This window comes from Bradyrhizobium genosp. P (genome assembly GCF_049949265.1).
Lineage (GTDB): Bacteria > Pseudomonadota > Alphaproteobacteria > Rhizobiales > Xanthobacteraceae > Bradyrhizobium.
Window position 1 is genome coordinate 4,446,565 of the sequence record NZ_CP188195.1, and the last position, 24,920, is coordinate 4,471,484.

Sequence of the window (24,920 nt, forward strand, 5' to 3'; positions counted from 1 at the left end):
TGCTGGCAGCCAGCGCAGCGCAGTCTTCGATTAGGAGGCAGTCTGGCCCACCGCCGCGTTGAATTGCCAGACCACTCCGTTGGAGACGAGGGTGTCGATCTTCATGGGGCTCATCTTCAAAATATCCTGCAATACTGCTCGCGTGTCTTCGCCGAGCGTTGGCACGCGGCGTTGCGCCGTGACCGAGCCGTCTGAAAACTTGAACGGGGGATTGGGCACCAGGAACGTGCCCGCCCCATCTTCCACGGTGGCCATCGTGCCCCGCGATGTGACTTGAGGGTCGGCGATCGCGTCGGCCACGGTGAGATATCTGGAGCACGGCACTCCTGCTGCCATCAACGTATTCTCACATTCGCGCGCGGATCGAACGCGGGTCCATGCCTCGACCTCGTCCATTAATTCGCTCCAGTGGGCGCTGCGAGCCTCACCGGTCTTGAAGCGTGGATCGGACTTCCAGGCCGGATTTCCAGTGGCGTCCGCCATCTGCTCGAAATTGCGCGGATTGACCGGCGCCACGATCACGAAGCCGTCCTTGGCCCTCAGCGGAACATAGAGGTGCCGCCGCGTGGCGCTTGGAAATTGCGCTTCCTGACATTCGTATACCAACAGATTGATCATCGAATCCATGAGCGCCACGTCGATGAACTGACCGCTACCGTATCGCAAGCGGCCCACCAGCGCCGTCTGAATGGCGCTGAACGCGTACACTGCTGCCAATACGTCGGCCACGAAAATCCCCGTTTTTGCCGGCCGATCGACCCCGTCTTGGTACCCAAAGTGGGCGTGATCGAAGCCGCTGGCAGCATGGACAATGGGGGCATACGCGGGTTGCCCCGATCGAGGTCCCGTCTGCCCGAAGCCGGAGATTGCGCAATAAATGAGGTCGGGGTGAGTGCTCGCGAGTGATGCATAGTCCAATCCGAGCCGCTTCATCACGCTCGGACGATAATTCTCGAGAACGACGTCGCTTTGGGCGGCCAGATCGACGGCGATGGATCGTCCCTCCGCCGACTTAAGATCGACCGCGAGGCTCCGCTTGCCGCAATTGAGATGTCCAAAATACGTGCTGTGACCGTCACGCAGCGGCTTCCCTGCGCGCATGTGGTCGCCGGAGAGGCCTTCAAGCTTAAGAACTTCCGCGCCGGAGTCGGCGAGCAATCGCGAACAATAGGGGCCGGCAATCATGCTGGTGAAGTCCAGCACTCGGATGCCGCTCAGCGGCTTTACACCAGAATTCATCGCCGCAACTCCTCTCGCTGCCGTGTGCACGGCCGTGCATTACAAAGGTCCGACCAATATAGGCGGAGCGATGAGCTTATTTCCAGTGGCTTGTCGTGCGAACACGGAAAGAATCGCGGCCGACCAGGGCTCGTGATGAGACGAAATAACGCGATCCGGCGACGTGCGGGCAAAACGTAGTGAAGCGCACGCAGCGCGGATGCCTGCGGTGCGCAAGCGACCGACGTCGCGGTCGCATTAGCGCAATCGCCCGGCATCCGCGCGTATTGACTATAATGGTCAGACCAAATAACTTGACGCGGTAATCGTCATGTCCGAGCTGGGCCGCGCTTACTGCGCTTTCCAATGCCAAGGCGGCAGATGAAGGCGCCGAGGGCGGTGGTCCAACGGCACGCGACCCAGGACAGACCGCGGCCTTAATGGTGGAAAGAATGAGCCAACTGTCGAAGCTTTTCGAGCCGTTACAGATCGGCCCGATGACGGTGTCAAATCGCATCATGATGTCGGCTATGTCGGCCGGACCAAAGGTTGACGAGAATCTGGAGATTACCGACCAGATTATCGCGTACTACACCGAGCGTGCACGGACGGCCCCGGGCATGATGGCAATCGGAGCAACCGCAGTGGTGCCGAACCCATTGCGGCGAGGGATTCGCCTGTTCGACGAAGGAATTCTGCCTTCGCTCACTCGTCTGGTAGAGGCGGTTCATCGTTATGACACGCGGTTTGGCACGCAACTTTTCAATCCCGGCGGCACGGGAGGCGGATCGATTGAGCTGATCTCACCGTCCGGTATCTCCTCTAACGTGCGAGACGCTCGCGAGACCGGGCGCACCTCGCGGAAGCAGAACAATCGCCCGCTCAGCATCGATGAGATACCAGGTGTGGTTGAACACTACGCCAACGGTGCGCGCATGGCTGAGCGTGCCGGCTTCGATTTCGTTGAGATCCATGCCGGTCATGGCTACCTGATCAGCAACTTCATGACGCCCCTGTTCAATCGCCGAACCGACCGTTACGGCGGCACGATGCAAAATCGCGCGCGCCTCCTGCTCGAGGTCGTTGAGGCGGTGAAGGGCGCGGTCGGAGGCCGGCTCGCTGTGGGAGTGAAGTTTAATGGAGACGACTTCATTGGGAAGGACGGTTGGACCCTGGCCGAAACGCGCGAACTCGCGCCGATGCTTGAGGCGGCCGGCGCGGACTACCTCACGCTCACGGCGGGCCTCGTTGGGTCACCGCGCCTTACCATACCGCCCCTGTACGAGCCGCAAGGTTGCTATCTCGAACTGGCCGAGGCGGTAAAGCCGATGGTTAAGATCCCCGTCGCGACGGTCGGTCGGATCAAGAGCCCGCACATGGCTCATGACCTGGTGGCGCAAAAGAAAGTGGACTTCGTCGTGCTCGGCCGTGCCTTCATCGCCGATCCCGAGTTCGTCGCCAAAACCCGCGCCGATCGGCTCGACGACATACGGCCGTGTCTGGGCGAGTGCCGTGGTTGCGCAGACGAGCATATTCAGCGCGGAGGACTGACGTCGTGCGTGGTCAATCCACGCATGTCGCGCGAACTCGATCTTGTCGATGTCGAGGGCGCAGCGAAGTCGGCGCCCAAGCATGTCCTCGTAATCGGCGGCGGTCTCGCCGGGCTGGAGGCTGCCCGGTGCACGGGTTTCTCAGGTCACAAGGTGACGCTGTGCGAACGTGGCGAGCGGTTCGGTGGCCAGCTGCTTTTGGCCTCAAAGATACCAGCTAGAAGGGAGCTCGCAGATATCCTGCCGTGGTACATACGGCAACTCGAGAAGTATGGAGTCGACGTGCGCCTCTCGGTCGAGGTGGACCAAGCATTCATCGAGCAGATGAAGCCCGACACGGTCGTCGTCGCTTCCGGCAGCATACCCGAGGTGCCGCAGCACCTCATAAACATCGTCATGAACGCGGCGAACATCAAGTTGCTGATGCTTGATGACATGCTTCGAGACGACAGCTTCACCGGCTTGAAGACCTTGGTCATCGGCGGCAACCAGAATGGCATCCTGGCCGCCGATTGGCTGGCCGAGCATGGCGCGGAAGTCTGGGTCGCCGAAGCGCACACGCATTTCGGCGAAAAGCTCGCCGGCCACGACCGCTGGTACCTCCTGAACCGCCTCGTGAAGAAGCCTGTTCACCGCATGAAGAATGTACGAAGTGTCGAGGTGGGCGGCAACGACGATGTCTGGCTGGTTACCGATGAAGGCTCACAGATGCTGCCCGGGATCGATACGATTGTGTTCGCCTCGGACCGTCGCGCTGATCGCGGGCTGGCCGAGGTGGCGGAAAAGCTGGGCCTCGACACCTATGTGGTCGGCGACGCCCATGATGCGGTGTCCGAACACGCCAGTACGATCCTGGCGACCATTCAGCAATCGTACGACGTCAGTCGGCGGATCTGACACGCAAACGTTGCGCTCAGCGCGCGGAATCGTCGGGTCGGGTCCACTCTATTGCTTCGGAACGCCTGCGGCTCGGGCAATCTCTTCGTACCGCTGCGTTTCCTTTGCCAGCATCGCCGCGAACTCGGCGGGCGTGGTCGACGTCGTCTCGAGCGATAGCTGTCCGTATAGCCGTCGAATTTCGTTCGAGGCCAATGCCGCCTGAATAGCCTGCGCGAGCTTGTCAAGGGTGGACGGCGGCGTGCCCGCGGGTGCGAGCAACCCAATCCAGCCGTCGAAGACAAAGTCTTTGTAGCCGAGCTCGATCATCGTTGGCACATCGGGCAAGCTCGACATGCGCGTCGCACTGAACACGGACAGTGGTCTAACCAAGCCAGATCGCACCATCTGTGATACCGATCCCAGAGAATCGGGTGTCATCGAAATGTTGCCAGCCAGCAGATCGTTCATAGCCTCGCTGGGCCCCTTGTAGGGAATCGGTGTGAGTTCGATGTGTCCGAGCTGTTTGAAGCGCTCCATCGACAGTTGATACAGCGTCGCCGACTGCCCGTAGGTATAGGTGCCCGGCTGGGCCTTCGCCTTCGTGACGACGTCTGCAATCGACTGAAATGGTGAGTCCTTTGCCACCGTGAGTAGCAGCCGCGTATTCGCGATCAGGCTTACCGGCGCGAAGTCCCTGAGAACATCATAGGGGAGCGATTTCGTCACAGCGGGAGCGACAACCGTGGTCGACGCGCTGACAACAACAAAGGAATAGCCGTCCGGCTTGCTCCGCGCGGCCGTGGACATGCCGATCTGGCCATTGGCGCCGGGACGATTCTCGATCACAACTGGCTGGCCGAGCGACACGGTGAGCTGCTGTCCGACCGCCCGCGCGGTAAGATCTGACGTCGACCCAGGCGGGCTCGGCACGACAAACCGTATCGGTCGCGAGGGCCAGGCTTCGTTGGCCGACGAACCAGAATGCGCGAAGCCGATTGTTGCTAACGCGAGGGCCAGCACCTTCTTTAAACCACGCATGGCGTCCCTCTATGCGCTTTCGGGTGTTCCGTACACGGCATCCAGCGTGCCGGCTTTCTTCAATTCGGCGTATCGATCTGCACCAATCCATGCTTTGACCGTCGCAAGCGCCTCATCTTTGGTCACGCGATGTGGAAGACGGGGCGGCGGCAAAGGCGTGCGTGAGAAGCGCGGCGCTGGTGCAGGTTGTGGTACGCCATCAACGCGCACAATGGAGCCACGAGCCGAGATATGTCGATGCTGCTCGACTTCTTCGATCGACAGCACCGGCGCAAAACAGGCGTCGGTACCCTCCAGAAGCGCAGTCCATTCGTCGCGAGTCCGGCTTCTGAAACGTTCGGCCAGAGTTGAACGTAGGCGCGGCCACTCCGCGCGGTCCCGTCGGACCGATGCGATGGCCGATTCCGGAATCTCAAGCCGGCGTAGCAGCTCGTCGAAGAAGCGGGTCTCAGCCGCTGCTACCGAGATCCACTTGCCGTCAGCGCACTGGTAGACGTCATACCAGTACGGGCCTTCGTCCTGAGTTGAGTGCCCACGCGGCGGACTCCATGCCGCTTCAGCGAGGCTTCCGAACTGCATGGTCATCAGCGACAGCACGCCATCAACGATGGCGGCGTCCACCACTTGGCCTCGGCCAGATCGCTGCGCCTCGCGCAGGGCCGCCAGGACGCCCACGGCGAGGTAGAGCGCGCCGCCGCCCATATCGCCGACCAGATTTAGAGGTACGGCGGGCGCCTGGCCAGGTCGGCCAATAGCATCCAGCGCGCCAGTCAGGGCGATGTAATTCAGATCATGACCCGCAGCCTGCGCGAGAGGTCCTTCTTGTCCCCAGCCGGTCATGCGGCCGTATACAAGAGCGGGATTGCGGGCGAGGCATGCGTCCGGACCGAGCCTTAATCGTTCCATTACACCGGGCCGGAATCCTTCGATCAGGATGTCAGCGTGCGACACGAGCTCGAGCGCGACATCGACGGCAGTGTGATCCTTGAGGTCAAGCGCCACGTCCTGCCGGCTGCGGTTGAGAAGGTTGAGTTCCAGCTTGCGCTTGCGGCCGAGCTCGACTGGCCGAGTTCGCTCAATGCGAAGCACGCTTGCACCGAGATCGGCAAGCAACATTCCACACATTGGCGCGGGCCCGAGTGCCGCAAATTCGACTACCTTAACGCTGGACAATGGCCCCATGAGAAGTTTCCGAGTCTGAACCGCTGCAATCGCGCGTTTTAATGTTCATACCATTAGTGAGAGTGAACCCGTGCACGTCAAGAAATTTCCATATGCAGATGACTAAATAAGCTATTCTTGACGCATATGATCGTTAGAAGTTATGGTCGGACCATTGATTATATAAAAGGAGAAGCCTTGGATTGGCTGACATTCGATCGAGAAGTCGGACGGCGCAGCAACACTCATGTTCAGTCGCGCGTAGGAGCTGAATCCTGCAACCGGGAATCATCAAGTTGACAGCATCTGGCTGGATCCTGCGGAACGACAGCAAGCGCGGGATGCGGTCTCGACCGATGTGGCTCGACCGCCAGCTCGATGGCGACCTAGTCGTCAGTTCGCCTGCTGAAAGGCTATCCGATCCTCAAAGATCGGTGGTGGATTAATCGACGACCGATGAGTGCAGAGCAGCCGATTGACAACGGCTCGGATGATGCTGCGGTGAAATCCAAGAACAAAAGTCCTTTAGGAGGGACAATAGATGCGGCAACTGAAGGCGTGGCGAGACTTGCTGGGCGGCGGCCTCCTGATTGCGGTCGCGATCGGCGCCGTCGCCGAAGGGCAGACTTACGGCCTCGGCACCCTGACCCGCATGGGGACTGGTTTTTTTCCCGTGATTCTTGGCGTCGCGCTGGCGGCGCTTGGCCTTGCGATTGCGATCGGCGCATTCGTGTCGGTACCGTTGCCTGATATCGCGCAAACGGCGGCACCTTCCCCGAGCTGGCGCGGCATTGGAGCGATCGTCCTGGGCGTCGTCACCTTCATCGTCTTTGGCAAACTGTTTGGTTTGGCTCCGGCGGCTTTTGCCACCGTGTTCGTCTCGGCGCTCGGAGACCGAAAGTCCAGTGTTGCGGGGGCAGCCTTGCTGGCCCTCGTACTGACCGTCTTCGCCATCGCGATATTCTCTTATTTGTTGCAGGTGCAAATGCCGGTTTTCCAGCTGCCGGGCAATGGAGATTGACATGAGCTCTACCGCGCTTGGTGATCTATGGCACGGCTTCGAAGTGGCGCTACAGCCAGGCAATATCCTGTGGTGCTTCGTGGGCGTTCTGTTTGGCAACCTGGTTGGAGTCTTGCCTGGCATGGGGGCACTCGCCGCGATCTCGCTCCTGTTGCCGCTGACCTTCGCTATGAAGCCCGTAGCTGCAATCCTGATGCTGGCCGGCATCTACTATGGCTCTCAGTATGGCGGAGCGATCTGCTCTATCTTGCTCAATCTTCCATGTCATCCGCCGCACGCCGTGACGTGTCTCGACGGATATCCGATGACGCTCAATGGAAGAGGTGGCGCCGCGCTGGGCATAACTATGCTGTCATCCTTTGTCGGCGCATCCTTTGGAATCTTCGAGATGATTTTCCTAGCTCCCATTCTGGTAAGGATTGCCTTCATGTTTGGGCCAGCGGAAATCTGTTCACTGATGCTGCTTGGTCTGCTGGCGGGCTCGACGCTCGCACGCGGATCGCCACTCAAAGGCATCGCCATGACGGTGCTCGGCTTGATGCTGGGATTAGTCGGAACCGACGTAACGACGGGTCAGCAGCGATTCACGTTTGGGATTGATCATCTCTATGACGGTCTCGACATCGTGGCTTTGGCTCTCGGAGTGTTTGGAATCGCCGAGTTCATGAAAAGCATCAACAATCTTGCGCCTGTCAAAGCAGGCGGAACAACCGTACGGGTGCGCGACATGTGGCCGACCCGCGAGGAGCTGCGGCGCGCCGTTCCCGCGATGTTCAGGGGAACGTTCGTCGGCAGTCTGTGTGCCCTTATCCCTGGCACCGGCCCAACCATCGCGTCATTCGTTTCCTACGCCGTGGAAAAAAAGATCTCCCGGCATCCTGAGACGTTTGGTACAGGCGCAGTCGAAGGAGTCGCCGCTCCTGAAGCCTCTACCCATTCGGCAGTGCAAGGAGATTTCATTCCAACGATGAGCCTTGGCATACCTGGGGACGCTGTCATGGCCCTGCTCCTCAGTGCACTCATCATCCAGGGGATACAACCGGGCCCTCAGCTGGTCCGCGAACACCCCGATATCTTCTGGGGCCTGATCGCCAGCTTCTGGGTTGGCAACGTCATTCTGCTGTTCCTGAACATACCCCTCATTACTGTATGGGTAAGGCTGCTCACAGTTCCGTATCGCTATCTTTATCCAAGTGGCCTCCTATTTATCTGTATCGGCGTTTTCAGCAGCCAAAACGACTTCTTTCCGGTCGGCGAGACGTTAGTCATCGGCATCATCGGTTACATTCTGCTGCGGCTTGATTTCCACCCGGCTCCCCTGCTGCTTGGGTTCGTCCTTGGTACTCGCTTCGAGGAAAATCTGCGCCGGGCGCTCCTGTTGTCCCATGGCGACGTGAGGATCTTCCTCGAGCGGCCAATCAGTGCGGCTTTCCTGGCACTCGCGGCTACCCTGATCACCATACGCATTGTCTTCGTAATTCGTCGAGCCCGGATGGGGGTCTTGTTGCCAGAAGCCGCGGCGGACAGCGATTGGGCGACGGCCGATATCAGTACCGAACAGCGCAGAGCGGCAATGGGGGAATAACTATGAGACGCAGTAGATCACTGCCGCGGCGATGTCGGCAATCATTTGGCGGTGGCGCGCGCAGCTCGTCGGCCAGCGGCGATCTGGCACGGATCGTTGTATCTTCCGTGGCTGGGGGCTCACTGAGTGATCGCAACCCCCATGGCAAACGCGTTCCGACTGGGCGTTATCGTCGATAACCGACAGGGCCTCATCGACTGAGATCGTCCGCCGCGATGACGGGACCTTCTGGTACCCAGCTTACGCCATCGAAACGAGCCATTTGTAATTGCGAGAATGGAGCGTAGCGGTTCGGACTTGTCGTCAAGGTTATGCCAGGGAGCAGCATGGGCGCTCGTACATTTGAAAGCGTCGTCACTTGCTTCATGAAGTTTTCGCGCGAGAGATCCTTGCCGCATGATTCGAGGATCTTGGTGGTCAGGTAGGCTGAGACGTAGCCGACGACAAGGTTCGAGTCGCCGAGGTCCGCCTGCGGCATCCAATCCTTTACGAATTGCTGGAATTCCTTGACATCGGAGTCATTTTGCCAACGTGGGTCCACGGGAGATTTGTAGGCAAGGGTGGTCACGAGGCCCTTCGCATTTTCGACGCCGGCGGGCTCGAGCACCGCTTTGATGGAGTTTGCAGGTGCGACAATCCAGTTGAAGGGTTTCCATCCGAGTTCTCCGATCTTACGAATGGTTTGGGCAGCAATTCTTGGCGTGCCGCCCGAAAACAAGGTGTCGGCACCCGACGCCTTCAACTTCACGACTTGGGAGTCCACGGTAGGGTCGGAATTCTCGTAAGTGACGATCTGCACGATCATTCTTGCGGCGCGCTCGCCCAATCCCTTTCGAATTCCAGAAACATAGTCGCGACCAGCATCATCGTTCTGAGTCATGATCCCGATTTTCGCATCGGGTCTATTTGCCAGGACGTACTTGCTGAAAGTCTCTCCTTCAAGCTGATACGGTGGCGCCAGTGCAAGAGTGTAGGGGAAGTGTTGGGGGTCGTTCCATTTTGATGCGCCGGTACTGATAAATACCTGCGGGACTTTCTTCGAATTGAGGTAGCGCTGGACGGCCGAGTTTGTCGGCGTACCGAGTGAGCCGACCATCGCGAATACCTCGTCTTGCTCGACCAACCTGCGCGTTTGTTCGACCGTTTTGGGAGGACTATAGGCATCATCGAGGCTGATGAGGGTGATTTTCCTGCCGTTCACGCCGCCCCTCGCGTTGATCATCTGGTAAAAGGCGGCCTCGACGCGCGCCGCCACCACAAAGGCGGAGGCTGGACCGCTGTAAGGCATGGTTTGCCCGAGTTTGACTTCGGTGTCCGTGACTCCGGGATCGGCAGCCGTCGCGGGCCCTGTGACCGTGTTGGTCAAAATCATCAGTGCCGCGAACGTACAGAATCTGAATGGGGCAGATCGGGATTCGAGATCTTCCCTTGCTCGACGTGGCGGGGTCATGTCAGTTCCCTTCCTCTTTGTTAATTGGTCATACCAATATTTGGGAAGTTATTATTTGTCAATTTCCGCAGTTTCGAGGGCCGGGCCCTCGATTTGCTTGGCCCGATCACTTGGGAGTTCGGGCCATTCGTTGCGACCCGGCGGAACCTCCGTTTAACAGAGGAGCTTTGCAATGGCCCAGGTCCCGACGATGTCGATGCAATGGACACAGGAAGCACAATATCGACGCCGCGCATCCTGAAAGGCCGCCGTCCCGCAGGCGCGAGCTACTTCAGCTTTCGAGAATAGACTGAAGTGCGGCCGCATCTCGACGAGGGGGCTCGCCGAACAAACGTTTGTACTCGCGGCTGAACTGCGACGGGCTTTCGTAACCAACGGAAAATCCTACGGATGCGGCATTGCTTCCATCTGTGATGATTTGCCGTCGAGCCTCGTTAAGTCGGATATGCTTTTGATACTGTAGCGGGCTTAGTTCAGTGATAGCCTTGAAGCGTCGATGGAACACTGATGGGCTCATTCCTGCAATGGCCGCCATCTGGCCGATGGTGATCCGCTCTGCGTGGCGTTCACGAATCCATTCCATCGCCCGTCGAATTTGACCTAGGCGTGAGTCCGGCCTTGCCAACTGGCGAAGGACAAAACCTTGGGGCCCCATGAGCAGTCGAAGTAGCACCTCTTGCTCAAAACGGGTCGCCATGATCGGAATTTCTTCCGGACGATCCAGAAGCTCGACGAAGCGCCGCCATGCATCGAGCAAGAGCGAAGGCGCTTTGGCTATATTGAAGCCCGAGAGAGAAACAGGTTCAGGGATTCCTGCCATGTCCACCAGCAACGCAGATATCATGGCCGGATCGAGATAAAGATTTGCCGCGAGGTAAGGCCGGCCAAGCTTGGCTTGGCTTATCTGCACCATGGCGGCGACCTCCGCAGCCACGATCATGCAATCGCCCGCACCGTATTCGAGGGTCTTGTTACCAATCACCATTCGTTTGGCGCCTTGAAGAACCAGACAGACAGCGGGCTTCCATATGAACGACATCGGCTCGGTGGGGTAGTCCGACCTGGAAATCTTGAGACGGGGAACGTCGTCATTACTTGGCGCGTCATGGCGACGGGCGATGTCCAGAATGTCTTGGATCGTGCTCATGTCTGAATCTCGCAAGGTTGCGCGGTCAGGTCAATGGATCGGCAGAATCAGGCAATCTTTCGAGGGCATCAGGCATCGTCCCGAATGGATGAATGTCCAAAATGGCAAGGCCTCAATGAAAAGGACATTGCCATGAAGAAGCGCAAACTTGGTTCGAACGGCCCTGAAGTATCAGAGATCGGCTACGGCGCGATGGGCGTTCACCTGGCTTATGGATCGAGTGACGAACAGGAAGGTCTGAAGACAATTCACCGCGCCTATGAGTTGGGCATAACGCTCTTCGACACCGCCGAGTTCTATGGTTGGGGGGAGAACGAGAAGTTTATTGGCCGGGCAGTGAAGGGCTTCCGCAATGATGTTGTCATCGCCACAAAGTTCGGTCTCACCCGTGACAAGGGCATGAACAGCCGTCCGGAACACATCCGTGAGGTCACGGAAAACAGCCTTCGTGATCTCGGTGTTGATCATATCGACATCCTTTACCAGCACCGCGTCGATCCGAATGTTCAGATCGAGGATGTTGCAGGAACCGTCAAGGACCTGATTGCCGAGGGCAAAGTCAGACATTTCGGGCTAAGTGAAGCCGGTCCGCAGACCATCCGCAGGGCACATTCGGTCCAGCCCGTGACCGTATTACAGACTGAATACTCGGTGTTTGAGCGTGACGTTGAAACCGTCCTGCAGACCACACGGGAATTGGGCATTGGCTTCGTCGCCTATTCACCGCTGGGGCGTGGCTTCCTTACCAGCGCTGTGAAGCCGGCCGCTGCTTACGAGCAGACCGACATGCGCCACAGTTTTGATCTTCGATGGCAGCCCGGAAATTTCGAAAAAAACTTCGAGGCCGTCCGCCAGTTGACTGATATTGCCGAAAGCAAAGGTGCAACAGTTGCCCAACTCGCACTTGCATGGCTCCTTGCGCAGGGTAACGATATCGTTCCGATCCCCGGCACCCGAAAGCAGGAGCGGCTGGTCGAGAATGTCGGTGCGGTCGATCTCAATCTCACGCAGGATGATCTCGCAAGGATCAAGAGAGTCCTCCCGAATGGTGCTTTCGGCGAGCGTTACATCGGCGGTGCGCCGAAGTGGATTTAGATTAGGCGAATCTAATTTTCTCGACTTTCAGGCTGCATAATGGTATGACCAATGATAGTCAGCTACCGGCGCCCTGTCAATAGCAGGTTTATTATTGCACGATTGGTCAGACCTATTATTCTCTCTCTCGGGACAACAGCGGAGCGGCGCCATGTCGGTACCAAGCGCTTAGCTGCGAAACCATCGGCTTCACAGGTTCGGGTAGCGCCGGGCGCCGGTGGGCCCCGTTCCCAAGTTGCGGACGACCAAGAGGGATGAAAGAGATGCTGGCAACCGAAATCGCGAACGCAATCGTCGATCCCCGGGCTTACGCGCAGTGGGATATATCACATAGAGCCCTTGCCGAGTTGCGCCGGAGCGAGCCGGTCGCGATAGCGCAACCCGATGGATATGACCCCTTTTGGGTGATCACTCGATATGACGACGTTCAAGCGGTAGAGTTGAAGACGGACGTCTTTCTCCACGCTCCTCGACCGCATATCCTCATCAGTAGAGCCGAGGCCCGGCAGAATAGACTGCTAACGGGAGGTTCCGAGTCTTCGTCGCGTTCGATAGCACGGATGGATAATCCAGATCACACCAGCTACCGGCGGATCACCCATGGTGCTTTTTTGCCGCAGAACATGCGCCGACTTGACGACCAGATCCGCGCTCTAGCCAGGGAATACGTCGACCACATGCTTGACGCTGGTGAAGAATGCGACTTCGCCAGGGACGTGGCATTCATGTTTCCATTGCGCGTCATCATGACGGTGCTCGGTGTTCCCCCAGCGGATGCGCCTCTGATGCTCAAGCTTACTCAGGAAATTTTTGGTGCCGCAGATCCTGAACTCAATCGTGCAAAGACCAGCCAAGCCCCGGGCGAGATGGCGAAAACACGGTATGAAGCAGTCCGTGAAATTCATGACTACTTCGCCCAAGTTACCGACGCTCGACGCCGAGCGCCCAGAAATGATCTGGCGAGCGTGATTGCCAACAGCAAGGTTGACGGTGCCGATCTTGGAGATCTCGAAACCGTTTCCTACTATAGCGCTATAGCTACTGCGGGGCACGATACGACCTCGTCATCGCTCGCAAGTGCAGCTTGGGTTCTCGCGGAGCGCTCCGACCTTTTGCGAACCTTGCAGACCGATCTCTCGCTCGTTCCAAAGATGATTGAGGAGACGTTGCGCTGGGAGACGCCAGTCAAACATTTTATGCGAACGGCCGCGATTGGCGTCGAGCTTGGCGAACGGCGAATTGAAGCGGGGGATTGGGTGATGGTTTCCTTTCCCTCAGCCAATCGGGACGAAACCAAGTTCGACGAACCATTTCAATTCGATCTTGCGCGCAGTCCAAACCGGCACCTGGGCTTTGGTCATGGAGCGCACGTCTGCCTTGGCCAGCATCTTGCTCGCCTGGAAATGAAAATCTTTCTTGAGGAACTGTTGCCACGGTTGAAGACACTTGAACTTGCGGGTGAGCCTAAACGCACTGCTGCAAATCTGGTGTGTGGTCCGAAGGCTGTACCCATTCGATACAAGGCCGCATGAGACGCCGGCGCGACTAGCCCCACGTGATCGCTCCTCAAGGGAATCTTTCGTGGTCCAAAGCGGAAAATGGCGGGAATCGATTTGGAGAAGATGACAGACCTCAAGATTTGGCAGTGTCGGAGTTGTGGCTACGTCTACAGCGAGGCGGAGGGCGATCCGGATGGAATGTTGCCGCCCGGCACGCGTTGGACCGACATTCCGGATGATTGGGTTTGTCCATCATGTGGAGCGGCAAAATCCGATTTCGATATGGTCGAAATCTAGTTTTGCCGTCCAATGGGATGCCAACGCTCGAAGTACCCGGAATCTTTCGAGTTCGCGGTTTTATTCCGAATGGTGGCAATCTGGCGCCCCAGCGCCGATGAAACTGATAACTACATTAGCTCTGGGGCACTATGATATTTTAGCCTGCAGGTCGCTAATGCCGCCGCTCGCATCCAAGATGTGCCGAAACTGATAGGATCTGAGGATTTGCACGTTGCCATTCGCGCTTCATAGCCTGAGCGGACGTTATATATAATCTCGACTTTGCGATCTCCCATGCTGCGTATACTAACTTAACGCCATACGTCTGTTTAAGGCTGCGATTGATGGGCAGGGCTCCGTGCTCACTGCGCAGACCCCTCCCGATCCGGGTACAGCACCTTGAACCCGGCCAACGCCATCTCTGACGTCATCACATTCTCGGGTGTGTCGTCGCACATGGGCCTCAACGCCGGAGCTCCAAATGTATTCGTCAGCAATATCGTGAGGAGTTCCCATGTCTGAAGTCACACCGCCGCTCGTTGCTGTTATGGTGCCAGCGGCATCCAAAAGGGCTCTAAACTGCTTCTTCGCGTTGAGCTTTCTATCATCTTCGTAATAAGCAAACTCCGTCCCCTCGACCAGATCTACACCTGGAATCGATCGCTTCCCCCGCTCCTCGATCTTCCCGCCGAGTATTCTTTCCATCGCTTCGCGCTTCTCATCTTGATTCACTACGTCGCCCCTATTCCTTCGCGGGAGTAATCGAGCTGCACCACCGTTTGAGCACCGCCAATTCGGAAGTACGACCTTGCGGCAGCTGATTATAGTAACGCGCGCGGGCCACGACAGATGGCCATAGCCCCATGATCACCGCATTCGTCGAGCGAGTGCAGCGTCTCCCGAAGGCGGGTGACGATTTGGTTGGGTCAGTCGACGGAGGATCGCCGGATGAATTTCCAGGCTCACATCCATCCTGCTTCAACGGCCTGCTGAAGGACTGCGCCATGACGCCACACGCCACGTGCCATCGCCCCCGCCGCCCGCATCTGAGCGGAGCGTCGTTGCTGTTGTTGGCGTTTGCGTTGCACAGCAGCCCGGCTTGGGCTCAGTTAGGCAGCGGTGGCACGGGTGGCACAGCTGGGGCGGCTGGCCAGAATGGCATTGGCACGGGCGGCGCTGGTGGCGCCGGCGGGGCTCTGCCCGGAGCAAACGGCAGTAGCGGTTTCGACGGCAATAGCGGCGGCGGAGGTGGCGGCGGCCAATACGGCAATGGAAGCGGAGCTGCGATCTTGATCAATAGCGGTGCGCTGACGGGAGGCAATGGCGGTGCCGGGGGCGGGGGCAGTCTCGCCGGCGATGGCGGAGGCGGGAAACCGGGCCCAGGTGGTGCCGCCGACCAAGGCGGCAGTGGCGGCTTAGTTGTCTATGGTCCAACAGGCGGTAATGGTGGTGGTGGTGCTGGGGGGGCCGGAGCGCTTGTCACAGGAGGCGGTGCCACCAGCAGTAACTCGGGGACCATTCTGGGCGGTAATGGCGGTAGCGGCGGAGTCGGCGACTTCAGCGCCTACCCTGCGAGCGGTGGTGGTGGTGGCAGCGGCGTCATCTTTACGGGGACTGCCAATACCTTCACTAATGTGAGTGGCGGTACCGTTTCGGGGGGGCAAGGCGGAAACACCTCCCCCGACCCCTTCGCAAACTCCACAGGCAACGGTGGCGCCGGCGGTCACGGCATTTCGGGCGATAGGCTGACCGTCCGCAATAGCGGAACCATCTCGGGGGGAGGGGGCGGCACGGGCGGCATTCTTAACACTGGTGGCCGGGGTGGCGATGGGATCAACGGCAGTGGTCTAACCGTCATAAACAACGTCGGGGCTGCGATCAGTGGCGGCGGCGGCGCCCCCGTCGGTGCGGGCGGACGTGGCATTAACGGCAGCGACGTGAGTATCGTCAATGCCGGCGCCATCAGCGGTGGCCTGGATGGCAGCGGTGTTGTGCGCGGGAATGCGATCACCTTCACCGGCGGCAGCAACAGGCTGGAATTGCAGGCCGGCTGGAGCATCACTGGTGACGTCAATGCCTTTGCCGGTGTCAGCAATACTTTGGCATTGGGCGGCGTGGCCAACAGCAGCTTCGACGCATCGGACATCGGTTCGCAGTTTCTCGGCTTCCAGAATTTCGAGAAAACCGGCGCCAGCACCTGGAATTTGACCGGTGCGACGTTCGCAATAACCCCATGGAGCATTCTGGGGGGCACTCTGCAGATCAGCAGCGACGACGCTCTAGGAGCGGGGTTTGGGACGCTGACGATCGCAAACGGCGCGACACTGGCCACCACGGCCAGCTTCACCTCGGTACGCTCAACAACGTTGAACGCCGGCGGAGGGACCTTCGACGTCGCGCCCGGCACCACATTCACCATGAGTGGTGTAATCGACGGTGCGGGAGGTCTGACCAAGACCGGCAGCGGCACGTTAGTGCTCACCGATGCCAACACCTACAGCGGTAATACCATTATCTCGGCCGGTACGCTGCAACTGGGCGATGGAACGTCGAACGGTTCGATCGTTGGTGACGTGACCAACGCAGCGAGGCTGGCCTTCAATCCCGCAACCAGTACGATGATGAGCTATGCTGGCTTGATCTCCGGCACCGGTGCGGTCAACCAGATCGGCAGCGGCACGACGGCTCTCACCGGCAACAGCACCTATACCGGCGGCACCATTATCAGTGCTGGCACATTGCAACTCGGCGATGGCGGCACGACGGGCAGCATCGTCGGCAACGTGACGGACAACGGTACGCTCGTTTTCAATCGCAGTGATCCGCTGAGCTTCACCGGCTTGATCTCCGGCACCGGTGCGGTCAACCAGATCGGCAGCGGCACCACGATCCTGACCGGCGCCAATAGCTATAGTGGTGCAACGAGCGTGGCCGCGGGGCCCTGCAGGCCGGCGGGCTGAACACATTCAGCCCGAACTCGGCAGTGACCGTGGCGAGCGGCGGCACACTCTATCTTGCCGGCTTCAACCAAACGGTCGCCGGCCTGACCAATACCGGCCTGGTCAACATGGGCACCAGCACTTCGCCGGGTACGGTGCTGACGACCGCCAATTATGTCGGGCAAGGCGGCGCGATTGCCATGAACACGTTTCTCGGCGCGGACGGATCTCGGTCGGACCGATTGGTGATCAACGGCGGCGCGGCGACCGGCAATTCGTTCCTGCGCATTGCCAATGCCGGCGGCGCTGGCGCATTGACCACCGGCAACGGCATTCTGCTCATCGATACCACGAACGGCGGCACCACCGCGGCCGGTGCTTTCGGCCTCGGCAACCGAACGGTGGCGGGCCCGTACGAGTACACGTTGTTCCGCTCCAGCATCGACGCCAGTAATCCGCAAGCCTGGTACCTGCGCTCCACCCTCGACTGCACGCTGGCGCCGAACGCCTCGGTTTGTGCACAGCCGTCGATTCCACCGACATCGCCCTCGGCTCCTCCAACCCCTCCGACTGTGCCCCACTATCGCGCAGAGACGTCGCTCTACGCGACGCTGCCGTCCATGGTGCTGCAATACGGCCGCAACCTGATGGATACGCTGCATGAGCGGATCGGCGAGGAACGGCCGAGCGTCGCGCCGGCGGACGGTAACAATCCGCAGCCCTCGCTCGGCTGGGCCCGCATCATCACACTGAGTGGGTCCCAATTTGGCAGCTCGGACGGCATTCTCAGCAAGGGCCCGCAATACAATTACGGCATCGACGCCTTCCAGGGCGGCATTGATCTCTATCGTGCCGAACGTGCTGACGGCGGCAGCGATCACGCCGGCATCTATACCGCGATCGGTCAGATGTCCGCCAACGTCACGCATCTCACCGGGCTGCCGGCCGGCAGCAACACCCTCAAAGCCTACACGCTCGGCGGCTACTGGACGAGGTTCAGCGCCACCGGCTGGTATCTCGACGCCGTCACCCAGTATACCTGGAACGATCTCAAGGCTGCGCCGCTCGGTATCAGTGGTCTTACCACCCAGGGCGGCAGCTTCGCGGCATCTCTGGAGACCGGCAAGCCGTTCCAGCTCGGCGCCGGCTATAGCATCGAGCCGCAGGCGCAGCTGATTTACCAGACCGCGTCGCTTGCGGGCAGCGCGGACAGCGCCGCCAGTGTCGCGTTCAACGATGTGGACTCGCTCGCCGGCCGGCTGGGCGCGCGATTTGCGCGCAGCTTCGCCATCGATCCGGGCGCGGTGCAGCCACACCTCATCACCGCGTGGGTCCGGCCGAGCGTATGGTACGAGTTCTTAGGCAATCCGACCACGTCGTTCTCTTCGGCGACCGGCTTTATTCCGTTCCGCTCGGATCTCGGCGGAAGCTGGGGCGAAATCGCCGCCGGGTTTGACGTCCAGGTCGCTCGCAACACTAGCTTCTATACCAACCTGAACTATCAGATTGGCTTCAACGGTCGCAGCGACGCCTACGGCGGCAAGTTCGGAGCGCGCGTGGCTTGGTGAGGCCTTGAAAGATATTTCGCTCGCTCCGCGTCAGCGAAGACTGTCGCTCACCGCAGCGGAAAGCGCGAAAAGTTTCTCGACGGGCTCTTCGACAACCAGAATTTCTCAGCGTGGATTCCCGACATACTGCGGCTTGTACCGGCGCCGATCCCGTCTCAGGAATTCAGCATTTTTAATGGCTGGTGTTAATGATTGTTGCGAGGCCATGTTCACCGATCAAAAAGGTCGCTTGCGGCAGCTCCAAACGCCGATGGTTTCCGGCTGATTTCGGTCTTGAACACTGCATCCCAAAAGCCAGTGGATACACCGAAGTTTCCCGTCCGATCGGAATGGTGATGATGAAGCAGATGACGGCGCCTGACCTTCAACAGCCACGAATCCTGCTTCAGGGGCCATCTATGGACGGCGTCGTGAACTAGAAGATACCAGACGTACCCCAGAATAAGCCCGGAAAGACCACCGCTCGCGATTTCAAAGTCGCTGATCCGCCACAGCAGTAGAAAGACGATCAACCAGGCTATGAAACTGATCCAGACCGGAGTTCCGACAAAAGCGCTAGGTCGAACGTGATGCCGATCGTGAAGCTGCGCGATTCCTGGGAGTTTATGCAGAACAAACCGGTGCAGCATATACTCGACGAGGGTCCAGAAGGAAATACCAAGGAGACACGCCGTCATCCAAACCAAGAGGGACGGTCCATTCGCTCGCGCTTCGATGATCATAAAGCCCACGATGAGAACCGGGTAGAAGACCATATCCGCGTAGTATGACATTTTACTTTGATGCACGGCAGGAACTCGGAGCTATCGCTGACGCTCGATTGCAAAGGCGTCTCTCGCGTAAACGTTCAGTCGGTCGCTTACGGTATCTGAGTCACTGAGCGACCAAAGACAGCCAAATTAAGACCTGTCGCATGCGGGATAGGCGCAAAGCGCACCATTTGCTGTGACCATATGCGGTAGATAGATAAGAATAATTGAGGTTCAACTGAAAACACGCGCCAGTCTTCTTGTCGCAATGTTCGGAAATATTCTCGAGACCACCGAAAGGTAACCTGCGTGTAACTTCAGTGAGTTGGCTGTGACGGATGCTGAAGGAAGGCGGCGCCAGACTCAGTGGTACCTGCGAAGATGCGGTATCTGAATCAGGGCCCTGCGATCGCTTCCTTGAGCCGTCCAAGAGGCGGAGCGATTCAAGCATTTGCAGAACCGGGCGCCGCAATCGTGCACCGGGGGAACCAAGAAAATCTATGGATGGCAGGTGCGAGCAGCCGACCTCGGGCAGGGCGCGGAAGACCGACTCGACCCGATCGAATTTGCGAGATTTTGCTCGTCAGAAGACAGCAGGGTATCGGCCGCCATCCAGCATGACATTCTGGCCGGTCAGATAACCGGCATGGGCGCTGCAGTAGAACGCGCAGACGGCACCAAATTCCTCGACGCGTCCCATGCGCTTGGCGGGGCTGCTTGCGGCTGCCGCGGCGATTTCCTCATCGAGTGTGCGGCCGCTCTTGGCGGTCAGCTTCTGAATGTTGGAGCGCAGCCGATCGGTTTCAAACTGCTCGGGCAACAGGCTGTTGATCGTCACATTTGCCCCCACGTATTGGGCGGCAATCGCCTTGGTAAACCCGGTCAGCCCGAGCCGCGCCGCGACCGACAGACTCAAAGCGGCGTGCGGCTGCTTCACCAGTGCGGACGTGATATTGATGATCCGTCCGAACTTGCGTTCGGCCATGCCGTCGATCACTGCGCGTATCAGCATGATCGCCGCAACCATGTTGCTGTCGGTCGCACCCAGCCACTGATCGCGTTCAAAGGTGCGCCAATCACCGACCGGCGGTCCGCCGGCATTATTGATCAGAATGTCGGGGGCCGGACAGGCCTCCAGCGCCGCTGCGCGTCCACTCTCAGTGGTGACATCGCCGGGTGCGGTGGCAACCGTGACGGAAAATCTTTGGCGAATCTCCGCCGCCGTCTGCTCCAACAGTTCGGCATTGCGCGCTGTGATCACGAGATTGACGCCTTCTGCGGCCAACGCTTCGGCGCAGGCTCGACCGAGCCCCTTGCTTGCGGCGCAGACCACCGCCGTACGACCATTGATCCCGAGATCCATTGTATTTCGATCCTGATGAAAAAAGTACGCGTCGACCGCGGCGATCATCATGGCCGCTGCGCGTCCGCGACCAGACCACGCATTCGAGCGGCTAAATCTGAATCACGTCGCCCTGGCCGACCCATTTCTCGCCGTCGAACTGGATCAGTTCCATGGCATGGAAAGCGGCGTAATCGGTCGGCGAGTTCGACACTTTGATTCCATTTAGAAGCATCGGCAGAGCAAGGTCCCTGAGCGATGTCGCATGCTTCAGGAGGTTTTCCCGTGTCAGCTCGTCGCCGCAACGCTTCAGCACCTCCGCGATCGCACAGGCACAATTGTAGCCGGGGACCGCATTAAGATCGTCCAGGCTGTATCGCGGCATATATCGGCTGACGAAGCGCTTGAATTCCTGGACGCCCGGGTCGTTGGCGAAAGCGGGATCGCTCGGTGCCTTCTCCCAGCGCGCGGACAGGATGCCCTTGCAGTTCTCAACACCCGCGGGAATCAATGTTTGTCCGATGCTCGCCGCATTGGAGCAGATGATTTGCAGCGGCTTCCAGTTCGAGGTCGCCACCTTGCGGATGCCTTGCGCGGCATAGCGCTGGTTGGTGAATTGGAGGAATGCGTCGGCACCCGCGGCCTGAATTGAAATGACCGCGCTGTCGATCGTCGGATCGGTGGTCTCGTGAGACTTTTCGGCAACGATCATCGTCGACGCCTTGTCGCCCAGTCCCTGCTTGAGGCCCCGCTGATAATCGCGCCCAAGGTCATCGTTCTCGTACAGCACGCCGATCTTTGCGTCCGGCTTGGTCGCGAGCAGAAACCGCGCATATATCGCGCCTTGCGCGACATAGGAGGGATAGAGCGGAACGATCCAGGGATAGTTCGTTGGATCGTTGAATCGTTCGGAGCCCGACGTGAAGAACAAGTTCGGGACCTTCTTGGAATTGAGATACTTCTGGACCGCGGCGTTGGTTGGCGTGCCGAGAGCGCCGGCAACCGCGAACACGCCGTCGGACTCGACCAGCCGCCGCGTTTGCTCAATCGTCTTGGGCGGAGAGAAGGCATTGTCGAGCGAGATGAAATTGATCTTGCGGCCGTTGATGCCGCCTCGATCGTTGATCATCTTGAAATAGGCCACCTGCGCTTCGCCATAGGAAGCGATTGCCGAGACTGGTCCGCTATAGGTCGCCGTCGATCCGAGCTTGATCTCGGTATCGGTGATGCCCTCGTCATTGGCGCTTCGCGCTTGTCGCGGCAAAATAAATGGTGTTGCGATCGCTGAAGCGGTGACCGCAAGCGCGCGGCGTCGGGTGATGCTCAATCGCATGTTTCTTCCCTTGGTGTGGCGCACCTGACGCGCAATTATTATTCGGGCCACGCGCTGGTTCGCGTCGCTTTCAGAGACTTGAACTATGCAACTCGGTCTAGTCGAGACATATGGTCACTTCGCCATGCACGGATGGAAGCAAGGCGCTGTCGATGTCCTGGAAATCTGCATCGCTGATTTCGATGCCGGCCGAAAAGTTAAGTGGATCCATGTGGCCGTTGAGAACCGCCGGGTAGGACCATTCCGCCTTGGCGACAGCGCGGGCACCGACACGAAACTCGATCGCCAGCGGCTGCGGCTCGCATGATCCGTGCCCACTCTGGTAGCCATCGCCAATGCAGTAGATCTCGAACTGAAACGACTTGGGGCCACGACGCTGGATTGAAATTTCGATGTCCAGAAGTCCGAAGGCAGGATCGGCTTTCGCGTCCTTCTGATAGAAATAGACAAAGGGTATCCGGCCGTATTTGCTTTCGCCTCGGCTTGAGTCCGATGGCACCTGAGCGTCGCTTCGACCGGGTGTCCGGGGAGGTACCGGACCGAGCAGGCACATCTGATGGAGCGACCGGCACTCAACCATGGTGATCTCGGCCGAGAAAGGCGAAGGCGTTTTCCGTTAGTGCCGCTTCGCTCAACGTGCTCGCAGCAAATGCGCCGGGCTGCTTCTGCATGATGGTGAAAGGATAATCCGAGCCGACAACGATGTGGTCGCTTCCGACGGCGCCGGCGAGATACGACAACGAACTGGCGTCATAGAGGATCGTGTCGTACCAGAACTGACGGGCGGTCTTCGAAGGCGGTTGCTGCATTTGGCCCTTCAGGCCAAGCGACCAACCGACCTCGAGTCTCGGCAATATCCAGGACAGAGCGCCCCCGCCATGGCTGAGCAATATTCTCAAGCGTGGGAAACGTTCGGGAATTCCAGCTGCCAGCAGCGACACCGATGCAAGCGCAGTTTCAAGCGGAAATGCCGCTATCGCCGCAAATTCCGGACTCGACCCGATCCTCTCCACACCGGCCGGGTGCAGCGGGTGCACAAAGATTGCGAGATCCATTGCTTCCGCCGCCTCGTAAAGCGGAAGCAATGTTTCGCTCCCAAGCGGGACCCCGTTGATGTGCGTTCCGATTTCAATCCCGGAAAAGCCAAGCGCCTTGATCTTTTGCAATTGGCGAACGGCGCGTGGAACATCCTGCGCGCAAACCATTCCGATGCCGGCAAAGTGGCGCGGAGCGCGCGAGATCATCCCGGCGATCTGTTCGTTCATGAGGTCGGCGAGGTATTCGGCGTCACCGGCAGGCAGCCAATGCGACAAGAGCTCCGGCATCGGTGACAGCACCTGCATGTCGGTGCCGTCTTCACTCATGTCCGATAGCCGCCGCTCGACGTCCCACGACCGCGCATCGATTTTCCGAAAGACCTTGCCTGCGATCATCACCGCGGCCTGATCGCCGCCCGACAGCTTGACGCTCGGCCATCGTGCGTCCCGACCGGAATCGGCAGGAAGCCGCGAAGGCACGACATGGGTATGGACATCGATCACCGGGCCCACTGCGTCGCTCCCTGTTGCTGCTCAGAGATCTTGAATCGATCGGGACCTGGTTAGGCAAGCCCGTCGCGAGCAGCGTTTTTACTTTACAAACAGGATTGATTGTTTCTAATCTGGAGTCAAGGCGTGTTTTGAAACGTCAGAACGACTGCCGGATTGGCAAGGGAACGAAACGCCGACGCTAACACGGGCGTCGGGATAGCCAGAGGGAAACGCGATGAGCGCGAATAACGCCCAGTCAGCTTTGCTCGTGGATCCAGCGCAGCGGATCTTCAAGGTCGCGCGTCGCAACTTCGTCGACCATGAGATATTCGAAGCGGAGAAGGAAAAAATCTTCGATCGCTGCTGGCTGTATCTCGGCCATTCCTCGGAGTTGTCGAAGCCAGGCGACTTTCTCGTTCGCCCGGTTGCGGGCCGCAACATCCTGTTTACGCGCGATTCGAAGGGGCGGCTTCGCGCCTTGCTGAACACTTGCCCGCATCGTGGCGCCCAAGTCTGTCGCGAGCGCAAGGGTAACGCCAAGTCGTTCCAGTGTTTCTATCACGGCTGGACGTTCAGCGCCGACGGAAAGCTGCGAGGGCAGCCCGGCGAGGAATCCTATCCCGAGGACTTCAAAGGCCGCAGCACGTCGAACATGCAGTCCGTGCCGCGCTACGAAAGCTATCGCGACTTCAATTTCGTCTCATTTGATCCTAACATCGCGCCGCTCGAGCAATATCTCGGCAATGCCAAGGAGTATCTCGACGTCATCTGCGACCAGACCGAGGCCGGGATGTCGATCGTGGCAGGCAGTCAGGAATATTCGATCCGCGCCAATTGGAAGCTGCTGACCGAAAACAGCATCGACGGCTACCATGCGATCACCACGCATGCGAGCTACTTCGATATTCTGATGACGAGCACCGACAATATGAGCTCAGGTACCGGCGGCGGCTTCGGCTACGATCTCGGCGGCGGGCACGCCGTTCTGGAATATGGCGCGCCGTGGGGCCGGCCGGTCGCACAGTGGATTCCGGGCTGGGGCGAAGCCGGCAAAACGGAAATTGCCCGGCAGTACGACAGACTGATCGCCCTGTACGGCAAGGATCGCGCCGACCGGATCGCGCTCAAGAACCGCAATCTGTTCATTTTCCCCAATCTCGTCGTCAACGACATCATGGCCCTGACCGTCAGGACCTATTTTCCGATCGCGCCCGATTACATGGTCATCAACGCCTGGGCGTTGGCGCCGAACGACGAAACGGCTTGGGCGCGTAAATACCGTCTCAATAATTTCCTCGAATTTCTTGGCCCCGGCGGGTTTGCGACCCCGGACGATGCCGAAGCGCTCGAACACTGCCAACGCGGCTTCAAGAATTCCAAGGAGGCGCTGTGGAACGACATCTCGAAAGGCATGGGCAAGGAAAAGCCATCCCACAACGATGAGCTTCAGATGCGAGCGTTCTGGACCCAGTGGAACCGCCAGATGTTCCCGACGCCCGTCCCCAGTGTCAAAGACGTTGCAGCTTGAGGAGGCCGAC

General features: G+C 59.0%; 19 protein-coding genes. 9 read left to right on the forward strand and 10 right to left on the reverse strand.

All coding sequences use genetic code 11. The annotated features are described in order from the left end of the window. Positions 1-30 precede the first annotated feature (30 nt). Positions 31-1,239, reverse strand: a complete 1,209-nt coding sequence (locus ACP2YO_RS21440) for a CaiB/BaiF CoA transferase family protein (RefSeq protein ID WP_426442568.1) — start codon at positions 1,237-1,239, stop codon at positions 31-33. 431 nt (positions 1,240-1,670) lie between these two features. Here ACP2YO_RS21440 and ACP2YO_RS21445 point away from each other — a divergent pair, with 431 nt between their 5' ends. Further along, entirely contained in the window at positions 1,671-3,665 is a 1,995-nt protein-coding gene (locus ACP2YO_RS21445; RefSeq protein ID WP_426442569.1) for an FAD-dependent oxidoreductase, read from the forward strand. Between the two features lie 48 nt (positions 3,666-3,713). Here ACP2YO_RS21445 and ACP2YO_RS21450 read toward each other — a convergent pair whose 3' ends face one another. Beyond that, positions 3,714-4,514, reverse strand: a complete 801-nt coding sequence (locus ACP2YO_RS21450) for a Bug family tripartite tricarboxylate transporter substrate binding protein (RefSeq protein WP_426442570.1) — start codon at positions 4,512-4,514, stop codon at positions 3,714-3,716. 180 nt (positions 4,515-4,694) lie between these two features. Then, on the reverse strand, positions 4,695-5,801 hold the full coding sequence (locus ACP2YO_RS21455) for a CaiB/BaiF CoA transferase family protein (RefSeq protein WP_426442571.1): 1,107 nt from the start codon (positions 5,799-5,801) through the stop codon (positions 4,695-4,697). 586 nt (positions 5,802-6,387) lie between these two features. On the opposite strand from ACP2YO_RS21455, the gene ACP2YO_RS21460 reads away from it, so the two are divergent. Together ACP2YO_RS21460 and ACP2YO_RS21465 are read left to right on the forward strand one after the other, a co-directional pair. Then, entirely contained in the window at positions 6,388-6,867 is a 480-nt protein-coding gene (locus ACP2YO_RS21460; protein WP_426442572.1) for a tripartite tricarboxylate transporter TctB family protein, read from the forward strand. 1 nt (position 6,868) lies between these two features. Beyond that, positions 6,869-8,452, forward strand: a complete 1,584-nt coding sequence (locus ACP2YO_RS21465; RefSeq protein ID WP_426442573.1) for a tripartite tricarboxylate transporter permease — start codon at positions 6,869-6,871, stop codon at positions 8,450-8,452. A 190-nt stretch (positions 8,453-8,642) separates the two neighbouring features. On the opposite strand, the gene ACP2YO_RS21470 is transcribed toward ACP2YO_RS21465, so the two are convergent. Continuing rightward, positions 8,643-9,824, reverse strand: a complete 1,182-nt coding sequence (locus tag ACP2YO_RS21470; protein WP_426442574.1) for an ABC transporter substrate-binding protein — start codon at positions 9,822-9,824, stop codon at positions 8,643-8,645. 349 nt (positions 9,825-10,173) lie between these two features. After that, positions 10,174-11,049, reverse strand: coding sequence for an AraC family transcriptional regulator N-terminal domain-containing protein (locus ACP2YO_RS21475; protein WP_426442575.1), 876 nt, complete (start codon positions 11,047-11,049; stop codon positions 10,174-10,176). Positions 11,050-11,181: 132 nt separating this feature from the next. Here ACP2YO_RS21475 and ACP2YO_RS21480 point away from each other — a divergent pair, with 132 nt between their 5' ends. From ACP2YO_RS21480 to ACP2YO_RS21500, 5 genes are all read left to right on the forward strand, one after another. Next, complete coding sequence (locus ACP2YO_RS21480) at positions 11,182-12,144, forward strand: aldo/keto reductase (RefSeq protein ID WP_426442576.1); 963 nt, start codon at positions 11,182-11,184, stop codon at positions 12,142-12,144. Between the two features lie 560 nt (positions 12,145-12,704). Next, the gene (locus tag ACP2YO_RS21485; RefSeq protein ID WP_426442577.1) at positions 12,705-13,676 is read left to right on the forward strand and encodes a cytochrome P450; all 972 of its coding nucleotides are present in this window, start codon (positions 12,705-12,707) and stop codon (positions 13,674-13,676) included. A 165-nt stretch (positions 13,677-13,841) separates the two neighbouring features. After that, a complete protein-coding gene (locus tag ACP2YO_RS21490; RefSeq protein WP_426443279.1) occupies positions 13,842-13,940 on the forward strand; it encodes a rubredoxin in 99 nt (32 codons plus the stop codon). An 845-nt stretch (positions 13,941-14,785) separates the two neighbouring features. Continuing rightward, positions 14,786-16,882, forward strand: coding sequence for an autotransporter-associated beta strand repeat-containing protein (locus ACP2YO_RS21495; RefSeq protein ID WP_426442578.1), 2,097 nt, complete (start codon positions 14,786-14,788; stop codon positions 16,880-16,882). Positions 16,883-16,905: 23 nt separating this feature from the next. Then, positions 16,906-18,429, forward strand: coding sequence for an autotransporter outer membrane beta-barrel domain-containing protein (locus tag ACP2YO_RS21500; RefSeq protein WP_426442579.1), 1,524 nt, complete (start codon positions 16,906-16,908; stop codon positions 18,427-18,429). 209 nt (positions 18,430-18,638) lie between these two features. Here the strand turns inward: ACP2YO_RS21500 and ACP2YO_RS21505 are convergent, their stop codons facing one another. From ACP2YO_RS21505 to ACP2YO_RS21525, 5 genes are all read right to left on the reverse strand, one after another. Then, on the reverse strand, positions 18,639-19,202 hold the full coding sequence (locus ACP2YO_RS21505) for a sterol desaturase family protein (protein WP_426442580.1): 564 nt from the start codon (positions 19,200-19,202) through the stop codon (positions 18,639-18,641). Between the two features lie 559 nt (positions 19,203-19,761). Then, complete coding sequence (locus ACP2YO_RS21510; protein WP_426443280.1) at positions 19,762-20,541, reverse strand: SDR family NAD(P)-dependent oxidoreductase; 780 nt, start codon at positions 20,539-20,541, stop codon at positions 19,762-19,764. Between the two features lie 91 nt (positions 20,542-20,632). Next, entirely contained in the window at positions 20,633-21,853 is a 1,221-nt protein-coding gene (locus ACP2YO_RS21515) for an ABC transporter substrate-binding protein (protein WP_426442581.1), read from the reverse strand. Between the two features lie 97 nt (positions 21,854-21,950). Beyond that, on the reverse strand, positions 21,951-22,433 hold the full coding sequence (locus ACP2YO_RS21520; protein WP_426442582.1) for a hypothetical protein: 483 nt from the start codon (positions 22,431-22,433) through the stop codon (positions 21,951-21,953). Further along, positions 22,426-23,403 (reverse strand): amidohydrolase family protein, encoded by a 978-nt coding sequence (locus tag ACP2YO_RS21525; protein ID WP_426442583.1) that lies wholly within the window; start codon positions 23,401-23,403, stop codon positions 22,426-22,428. The genes ACP2YO_RS21520 and ACP2YO_RS21525 overlap by 8 nt, the downstream gene beginning before the upstream one ends. Positions 23,404-23,617: 214 nt before the next feature. Here ACP2YO_RS21525 and ACP2YO_RS21530 point away from each other — a divergent pair, with 214 nt between their 5' ends. Beyond that, positions 23,618-24,910 carry an aromatic ring-hydroxylating oxygenase subunit alpha gene (locus ACP2YO_RS21530; RefSeq protein WP_426442584.1) on the forward strand — a complete coding sequence of 431 codons (1,293 nt, stop codon included), beginning with the start codon at positions 23,618-23,620 and terminating at the stop codon, positions 24,908-24,910. Positions 24,911-24,920 lie beyond the last annotated feature (10 nt).

What these genes read in the sequence shown, in the direction of transcription:
- ACP2YO_RS21440 (WP_426442568.1), bottom strand. Translation starts at nt 1,239, where the DNA reads ATGAATTCTGGTGTAAAGCCGCTGAGCGGCATCCGAGTGCTGGACTTC.
- ACP2YO_RS21445 (WP_426442569.1), top strand. Translation starts at nt 1,671, where the DNA reads ATGAGCCAACTGTCGAAGCTTTTCGAGCCGTTACAGATCGGCCCGATG.
- ACP2YO_RS21455 (WP_426442571.1), bottom strand. Translation starts at nt 5,801, where the DNA reads ATGTTGCTTGCCGATCTCGGTGCAAGCGTGCTTCGCATTGAGCGAACT.
- ACP2YO_RS21460 (WP_426442572.1), top strand. Translation starts at nt 6,388, where the DNA reads ATGCGGCAACTGAAGGCGTGGCGAGACTTGCTGGGCGGCGGCCTCCTG.
- ACP2YO_RS21465 (WP_426442573.1), top strand. Translation starts at nt 6,869, where the DNA reads ATGAGCTCTACCGCGCTTGGTGATCTATGGCACGGCTTCGAAGTGGCG.
- ACP2YO_RS21470 (WP_426442574.1), bottom strand. Translation starts at nt 9,824, where the DNA reads ATGATTTTGACCAACACGGTCACAGGGCCCGCGACGGCTGCCGATCCC.
- ACP2YO_RS21475 (WP_426442575.1), bottom strand. Translation starts at nt 11,049, where the DNA reads ATGAGCACGATCCAAGACATTCTGGACATCGCCCGTCGCCATGACGCG.
- ACP2YO_RS21480 (WP_426442576.1), top strand. Translation starts at nt 11,182, where the DNA reads ATGAAGAAGCGCAAACTTGGTTCGAACGGCCCTGAAGTATCAGAGATC.
- ACP2YO_RS21485 (WP_426442577.1), top strand. Translation starts at nt 12,705, where the DNA reads ATGGATAATCCAGATCACACCAGCTACCGGCGGATCACCCATGGTGCT.
- ACP2YO_RS21490 (WP_426443279.1), top strand. Translation starts at nt 13,842, where the DNA reads ATGTTGCCGCCCGGCACGCGTTGGACCGACATTCCGGATGATTGGGTT.
- ACP2YO_RS21495 (WP_426442578.1), top strand. Translation starts at nt 14,786, where the DNA reads ATGATCACCGCATTCGTCGAGCGAGTGCAGCGTCTCCCGAAGGCGGGT.
- ACP2YO_RS21505 (WP_426442580.1), bottom strand. Translation starts at nt 19,202, where the DNA reads ATGTCATACTACGCGGATATGGTCTTCTACCCGGTTCTCATCGTGGGC.
- ACP2YO_RS21510 (WP_426443280.1), bottom strand. Translation starts at nt 20,541, where the DNA reads ATGGATCTCGGGATCAATGGTCGTACGGCGGTGGTCTGCGCCGCAAGC.
- ACP2YO_RS21515 (WP_426442581.1), bottom strand. Translation starts at nt 21,853, where the DNA reads ATGCGATTGAGCATCACCCGACGCCGCGCGCTTGCGGTCACCGCTTCA.
- ACP2YO_RS21520 (WP_426442582.1), bottom strand. Translation starts at nt 22,433, where the DNA reads ATGGTTGAGTGCCGGTCGCTCCATCAGATGTGCCTGCTCGGTCCGGTA.
- ACP2YO_RS21530 (WP_426442584.1), top strand. Translation starts at nt 23,618, where the DNA reads ATGAGCGCGAATAACGCCCAGTCAGCTTTGCTCGTGGATCCAGCGCAG.